Source organism: Modestobacter altitudinis, from assembly GCF_005930475.1.
Taxonomy (GTDB): domain Bacteria; phylum Actinomycetota; class Actinomycetes; order Mycobacteriales; family Geodermatophilaceae; genus Modestobacter; species Modestobacter altitudinis.
In genome coordinates, this window is the sequence record NZ_SJEW01000007.1 from 97,595 (window position 1) to 104,212 (window position 6,618).

Annotated in this window: 7 protein-coding genes; 5 read left to right on the top strand and 2 right to left on the bottom strand. The window is 74.6% G+C overall.

Translation table 11 applies throughout. The features are described 5' to 3' along the window. The first annotated feature begins 9 nt into the window (after positions 1-9). From FHL79_RS04800 to FHL79_RS04810, 3 genes are read left to right on the top strand one after another with little or no spacing between them, the layout of a single operon-like run. The gene (locus tag FHL79_RS04800) at positions 10-921 is read left to right on the top strand and encodes a DUF5715 family protein (RefSeq protein WP_138757481.1); all 912 of its coding nucleotides are present in this window, start codon (positions 10-12) and stop codon (positions 919-921) included. Continuing rightward, the gene (locus FHL79_RS04805) at positions 921-2,555 is read left to right on the top strand and encodes an asparagine synthetase B family protein (protein ID WP_138757482.1); all 1,635 of its coding nucleotides are present in this window, start codon (positions 921-923) and stop codon (positions 2,553-2,555) included. Before FHL79_RS04800 ends, FHL79_RS04805 begins: the two co-directional genes overlap by 1 nt. Positions 2,556-2,612: 57 nt before the next feature. Beyond that, a complete protein-coding gene (locus FHL79_RS04810) occupies positions 2,613-3,950 on the top strand; it encodes a wax ester/triacylglycerol synthase domain-containing protein (RefSeq protein ID WP_171058017.1) in 1,338 nt (445 codons plus the stop codon). A 77-nt stretch (positions 3,951-4,027) separates the two neighbouring features. On the opposite strand, the gene FHL79_RS04815 is transcribed toward FHL79_RS04810, so the two are convergent. Continuing rightward, positions 4,028-4,909: an alpha/beta fold hydrolase gene (locus tag FHL79_RS04815; RefSeq protein WP_138757484.1), complete on the bottom strand. Its 882-nt coding sequence runs from the start codon at positions 4,907-4,909 to the stop codon at positions 4,028-4,030. Positions 4,910-5,078: 169 nt separating this feature from the next. Further along, positions 5,079-5,438: a carboxymuconolactone decarboxylase family protein gene (locus FHL79_RS04820; RefSeq protein ID WP_138757485.1), complete on the bottom strand. Its 360-nt coding sequence runs from the start codon at positions 5,436-5,438 to the stop codon at positions 5,079-5,081. A 211-nt stretch (positions 5,439-5,649) separates the two neighbouring features. Here FHL79_RS04820 and FHL79_RS04825 point away from each other — a divergent pair, with 211 nt between their 5' ends. Both FHL79_RS04825 and FHL79_RS04830 read left to right on the top strand, forming a co-directional pair. Beyond that, the gene (locus FHL79_RS04825) at positions 5,650-6,273 is read left to right on the top strand and encodes a hypothetical protein (protein ID WP_138757486.1); all 624 of its coding nucleotides are present in this window, start codon (positions 5,650-5,652) and stop codon (positions 6,271-6,273) included. Between the two features lie 77 nt (positions 6,274-6,350). Further along, the coding region (locus FHL79_RS04830) for an FAD-binding protein (protein ID WP_138757487.1) at positions 6,351-6,618 on the top strand (268 nt) is incomplete at its 3' end.

Sequence of the window (6,618 nt, forward strand, 5' to 3'; positions counted from 1 at the left end):
CCCGGCGCAGTGGACGGGGACCGCGGCGCGACGACGAGCGGCGCCCCCACGTCCGAGCACCTGTTCGGCTACCGCGCGGCGGTCGACGCGGTCGTGCAGCACCTCGCGGACCTGCCGGCCGACCAGGCACCCCCGGAGGGCGCTGTCTTGGCGGACGCCGCCGACCGACCGGCAGTGCGCCTCCTCCTGGACCGCCTGCCGGAGGGTGCGGAGGGCGCACTCGCCCGGATCGAACGGGACGTGCTCGCCTTCCGGTCCAGCGCCCGCTCCAACGCCTCGACACCGGCCACCCTGCTCAAGATCCTGCTGCTGCACCAGGTCGATGTCGTGTGGTGGTCGTCGGTCGCGCCCTTCCCCGACGACCGTGCCGTCCTGGGTTCCCCGGAGCTGACCTCCCTGCGCCGACTGCAGCAGCAGCGCCGCCTGCCCTTCTCCTTCCGGGTCGGTGCGACAGGGCTGCCCGGCCGCGCCCGGGACTACGCGGTCCGCCGGTGCGCGCCCGGGCGTCAGCCGCAGTCCTCCGGCCTGAGCTTCCCGCTGGCGCGGCCGGCCATGATCGGGCTGCTGAGCGAGATCGCGACGGCCTTCGCCCAGGCCGCTGCCGGGTGGCGCCGGGGCCTGTGGGTGAACTGCATCGTCCGCAGCAACGAGGGCCAGCAGCGGCTCAGGGACCTCGGTTACTCGGCCTTCCTCCCCAGCGCGCACTGCGTCGGGTACGCCGCCGACATCGAGATGACCTGGCTCCGCCGCAACGGGGTGGCCGCACCGCTCCAGCAGGTCCTGACCACCTACCGGGACGCGGGGGTGCTCAACGTGATCGACGAGGGCCAGGCCTGGCACGTGTGCCTGAACCCGGCTTGGGTCGGCAGGTACGAGGCCGTGGCCCGACCCCTGCTGACCGCGGCCGGTCCGGTGCCCTGATGTGCGGGATCGCCGTCCTCCTCGGTCCGGGCGCCGGGCGCCAGCGTGCCGTGTTCGACGCGATGCTCGCCGCCGTGTCCCCCCGCGGGGAGGTCGACGAGGTCCTCTGCGACACCGATGCCCTGCTCGGCACCGCCCGGCTGCGCATCGTGGACCGGGACCGGGCCGTCCAGCCGTGGACGTCCGGTGACGGGACCTGGGCGCTGAGCTTCAACGGTGAGGTGTTCAACCACGCCGAGCTGCGTGCCCGGCTGCATGCGGACGGGCGCCGCACGCGGTCGTCGAGCGACACGGAGGTCGTCCTGGAGGCCGTGCTGGCCTGGGGGGAGGAGGCGCTGACGCGCATGCGCGGCGAGTTCGCCTTCGCCCTCGTCGAGCGCGGCACCCGCCGGGTGTTCCTGGCCCGCGACCCGGCCGGCGTCAAGCCCCTGTACTGGGCGAGCGCGGCCGGGCGCCTGCACATCGCCTCCGAGATCAAGGCCCTGGTGCCGCTGGGCACCGAGGTGCACGAGGTCCCGCCCGGGCACTGCGGCTGGGCTGATCCGGACACGGCCCCGGACCTGCACCCCTACGTCGACCTGTACCGCCTGGGGGAGGGGCGGCCCGTCCTCGCCGACGTGGAGGAGGCGGCGGCCGCGCTCCGCGAGACCTTCACCGACGCCGTCCGGATCCGGGTGGACACCGACCTGCGGGTCGGCGTCGTCCTCTCCGGCGGGCTGGACAGCTCCCTGACCCTGGTGAAGGTCCTCGAACTGCACCCGGACTGCGTGGCCTTCACCGTCGGGGTCGAGGGCAGCGAGGACCTGGCGTACGCCCGGCGGCTCACCGCCGACCTCGGGGTGGAGCACGTCGTGGTCCCCGTCCGCCCCCGCGAGCTCGGTCGCCGCGACGTGCGGGAGGCGATCAGGGTCTCCGAGCTCACCGAGTACGGGGACATCATCAACGCCGTCGTCTCGCAGCGCCTCTTCGCCGCCGTGCACGAGGCCGGCGTCAAGGTCGTGCTGACCGGGGACGGGTCCGACGAGCTGTTCGGGGGCTACGAGATGTACCGCCGGATCGCCCCGGAGGACGCGCGGCGGCTGTTCCTGCACAAGATCCGCTACCTGAGCCACACCGAGCTCCAGCGGGTCGACCGCACCTCGATGGGCAACGGGGTCGAGGCGCGGGTGCCCTTCCTCGACCTGGCGATGCTCGACCTCGCCATGCGCATACCGCAGGAGCTCAAGCAGCGGGACGGCTACGAGAAGTGGATCCTGCGGCACGCCTTCTCCGACGTCCTCCCCGACTACGTCACCGCGCGGCACAAGAACCCGATGTCGCACTCCAGCGGCCTGCACGAGCGGATCCGCTTGTTCCGGCCGCTGTTTCCGGCCATGTACCGCAGCTACGGGTACCGGTGCTTCGCACCGCTGCAGCGCGACTTCTCCGAGGTCCTCAAGGACCACGGCTACGACCTCGACGCCGCCGTGGCAGCAGCCCGACCCGCCCGCGATCTGACCTTCGCCGAGCACGGCCGGGACTTCGCCGGCGCTGTCCGCTGGAACCTCACCGGCCTGGTCCGCCGTCGGAGGACGACGCCCCCGTCGGCCCGCCATGACCACGAGGCGAGCACCCTGACCGATCGAGCCCGGTGAACAGCACCCGCCGCCGGCGTGCTTGCCACAGCTGCACCGGACCGGCAGGCTGCTGCCGTGCAGGTCCCGCTGACCGCTGAGGATCGGACGATCCTCGCCCTGGAGGGACGCCACCTGGTCGGGCACACGGCCACGGTGGTCCACCTGCCGGACGGCGCGCCCGACCTCCGGGGGCTCCGGGAGGCCGTGAGCCGCCGGCTGCCGGCGGCGCCGCGGCTGACCTGGCGGCTGGGTGGGACGGCCGACGAGCCGGCGTGGTGCCCGGACGGGACGCTGGACGTCACGGCGCACGTCCGATCGGTCGACCCGGTCACCCCGCTCGACCCGGCCGGTCTGCGCACCGAGCTGGTCCGGTTGTTCGGAGAGCGCCTCGACCGGACCCGGCCGCTGTGGCGGATGGACGTCGTCGGCCCGCTGGCAGGCGGCGGTGCGGTCCTGGTCTGGCGGGTCCACCACGCCCTGGCCGACGGCGGCACGGTGATGCGGCTGGCCGAGGACGTGCTGTGGGACCCGGCGCCGGCGACCGGCGCCGCCGGCGGTCGCCGCACCGGAGCCGCGGGGTCGGGGACGCCCGTCGAGCAGCTCCGCCGCTCATCTGCCGCCGGTGTGCTGACCGGGGAGCTCATCCCGGGGCTGAAGCGCTCCCCGTTCGACGCGGCAGTGGGCCGCGAGCGGGACGTGGCCCTGACCGCGATCCCCGTGTCGGCCCTGCGCGAGGCCGCCCACGGGGTCGAGGGCGCGACGGTGAACGACGCCGTGCTCGCGGTGGTGGCCGGTGCGCTGCGCCGGTGGCTGGAGCACCGGCACGGACCGCTCACCGGGTTGCGGGTCAAGGTGCCGGTGACCCTGCACCACGACGGCGACCAGGCCGGCAACCGGGACTCCTGGTTCCGGGTCGACCTGCCGGTGGACGAGCCGGACCCCGTGGTGCGGCTGGCGGCCGTCCGCCGGGAGACGGCCCGGCGGAAGGCCCACCACGACGCCGAGCAGCTCGACGAGCTGATGACCCGGCTGGCTCGCCACTCGCCGCGTTTGGCGGAGTGGTCGCAGCGGCTGCAGCGCAGCGGGCGGTCCTTCGCGCTCAACGTGTCCAACGTGCGCGGTCCCGACCGTCCGGTCACCGTGCTCGGCGCGCCCGTCGCTGCTGTCCAGCCGCTGGTCGAGGTCGCCGAGCACCACGCGCTGCGGGTGGCGGTGCTGTCGGTCGGCGACCGGCTGGGCTTCGGCCTGGTCGCCGACCCCTCCGTCGTCGGGGAGCTCGACGTGCTCGCCGGCGCGGTGGCGGAGGCGGCCGGCGAACTGCAGCGCGCGGGCCGGGGCAGGGACAGCGAGCACACCGGGATCGCGCCCGGTGTGGGCCCGGACGACGCCACGCGGGGCGGCGCCTGCGAGTGAGGTGGTGGCAAGGCGTTCATCCGGGACCTGACGGTCGTCCCTTCTGTGTCCGGGCCGGCGGAGGGCTCCCCGGCCGGTCAGCCGGTGGCCCGTGGCAGTCGTTCCTCCGCGCGGTCCAGCAGGGCCAGGAGTGCAGCGTCGACGACCTCGGGTCGGGTGATGTTGACGCTGTGGCCCGCACCGGGCACGACCACCAGCTCGGTGCCGGAACCGAGCACCTCGGCGATCCGCCGGCTGTGCGCGGCGGGGGTGAGCCGGTCGTGGGTGCCGACCACCACCGTGACCGGCACGCGCCGCAGCACCTCGAGCCCGGCCGTCTCGTCGCTGTCGAGGATGCTGGCGTAGAAGGCCGTCGTCACCGTCAGCGGTGTCTCCTCCAGCATGTCCTGGACCCTGCGCACCAGGACCGGGTCGGCGTCGTCCCGGCCGAAGAGGTAGCGCCGGGTGTACCACCGGCCCAGCGCGGTGCCCCGCCGGCGGAACCGCTCCAGGAGCGGGGCGATCAACTGCAGCCACCACAGCTGGACGGCCAGCAGGCCGAGCCGACGCGCCAGCGCGACGAGCCGGCCGACCACGCCGCCCGGGACCACCCCGTCGGCCGAGGTGGCGAGCAGGAAGACGCCGACGACCCGGGTCCCGAACAGCTCCGGGCGCTGGCGGGCCAGCGCCAGCACGGTCATCCCGCCCAGGGAGTGCCCGGCCAGGACGACCGGGCCGGAGGGCGTGGTGGCGTCCAGGACCTCGCTCAGGTCCCGGCCGGTCCGGTCGATCGTCGCTGTCCGCCGGTCGCCTCGGGCCGACCGGCCGTGGCCGCGGTGGTCCCACAGGACCAGCCGCGCCCGCCCCCGCAGCGCGGCCCGCTGGTCGTCCCACTCACCCAGCCGCGCGGTGAAGCCGTGGGTCAGCAGCACGGTGAGCGGGGCGTCGGCGGTGCCGTCCACCTCGACGTGCAGGTCCACGCCGTCGTCGGTGCGGACCCGCTGCGATCCGGGCGCGGGTGACCCGGCGGGCGTGGAGCGAGAGGAGCGACGGAAGAGGGGCACCTGCTCATCTCAGGGGCCATCGACCCTGACCGCCACCTCACCGGTCCAGCGAGGTCGGTCGCGGCCGTGCGGGGACCACCACGGGTCAACCCTGGTGCGGGTCCGCCTCGTCCGCGAACTCCTGGAAGGCCGCGAACGCGCGCGGTCCGTACACGGTGCCCGGGCCGCCGTTCATCGCGATGGCGACCCCGAGCGCTTCGGCGACCTCCGACTCGGTGGCGCCGGTGCGGACGGCGCCACGCGCGTGCGACACGATGCACCCGTCGCACTCCTTGCTGACCGCGATGGCCAACGCGATCAGCTCCTTGGTCTTCTGGTCCAGCGCACCGGCGGCGTACGCGGCGGTGTGCATCTGGCGGTACCCGTCGTAGACGTCGGGGATCGCTCGACGCAGCGCGCGGGATGGTTCGCGGAGCGCGTCCTGGACAGCGTGGGCGTGACGCATGGCGGAATGCTCCCACCGGCCCGGGCACAGGGCGCGGCGACCTGGAGCTGGGGGCACGGACCAGACCCCTGCCAGTGGAGCAGCGCGGCCGGGTCGCCGCGTCCACCACCGGCGGCGCACGGTTCCGGCCACGATCGGCCTCGGACCACGGGGCCCGGCCCGGTCCGGGTCCGCGGAGGACTCCTGACCGGAGCAACGGGAGGCCCGGCGCATGCAGACGCTCATGGAGCGCGCCGTCGGAGTCCTGATCGTCCGCTGCACGACGCCCGGCGCCACCGTGGGCGCCGCGGCGTTGACCGCGCTGTTCCGGCTGGTGACCGAGCACCGGCTCGCGGTGCCTGCCCAGGTCGCCGCGCTGTTCCGGACCTTCGCGACCCTGGAGGGCACCCTGCAGACCCTCGACCCGGGGTTCGACCTCGTGGTGGCCGCGCGATCGGCCGCCCGCCAGCGGCTGACCGAGTCGATGGCCCCCGAGCGGCTTCGCCGGTCGGTGGAGGACGAGATGGCGGCCTTGCTGCCCATGCTGCAGCGGCTGCCGCGCCGGCTGGACCGCATCGCCGACGCCGTCGAGCAGGGCCGGGTCAACCTCAACGTCCGTCTGCTGGCCGACGGTCAGGACCGGCGCTTCCTCACCAGGCTGGTCCACCTGTCGCTGACCGCCGTGATCGGTGCCGTTGCCGGGGTGATGGGCGTGCTCTTCCTCGGCATGCGGGACGGGCCGCAGGTCACCGCGGCATTGCCGTTGTTCGCCGTCTTCGGCTACGGCTTGCTCGTCGTGGCGGTCGTGCTGGTGCTGCGGGTGCTGGTCGTGGTCCTCCGGCAGGGCGGTGACTGACCCGCCGACCCGGGGTCTTCCGGCCCCGGGCGTTCGTCCCTAGCGTCGGGCACGCCACGGCCGATGGAGGAGACGACATGGACGACGTCCAGTTGCTGCACCCGGGCGACGCGGGCTACGACCGGGCCCGCCGGGTGTGGAACGCCATGGTGGACCGGCGGCCGGCGCTGATCGCCTGCTGTCGGGGACCCCAGGACGTCGCGCGTGCCCTCGCGGTGGCTAGGCGGGAGGGCCTGGAGGTCGGCGTCCGGTGCGGGGGCCACAGCGTGGCCGGGCTGTCGGTCCCGGAGGGTGGGCTGATGCTGGACCTGTCCCCGATGGGCGGGGTGCGGGTCGACCCGGGGC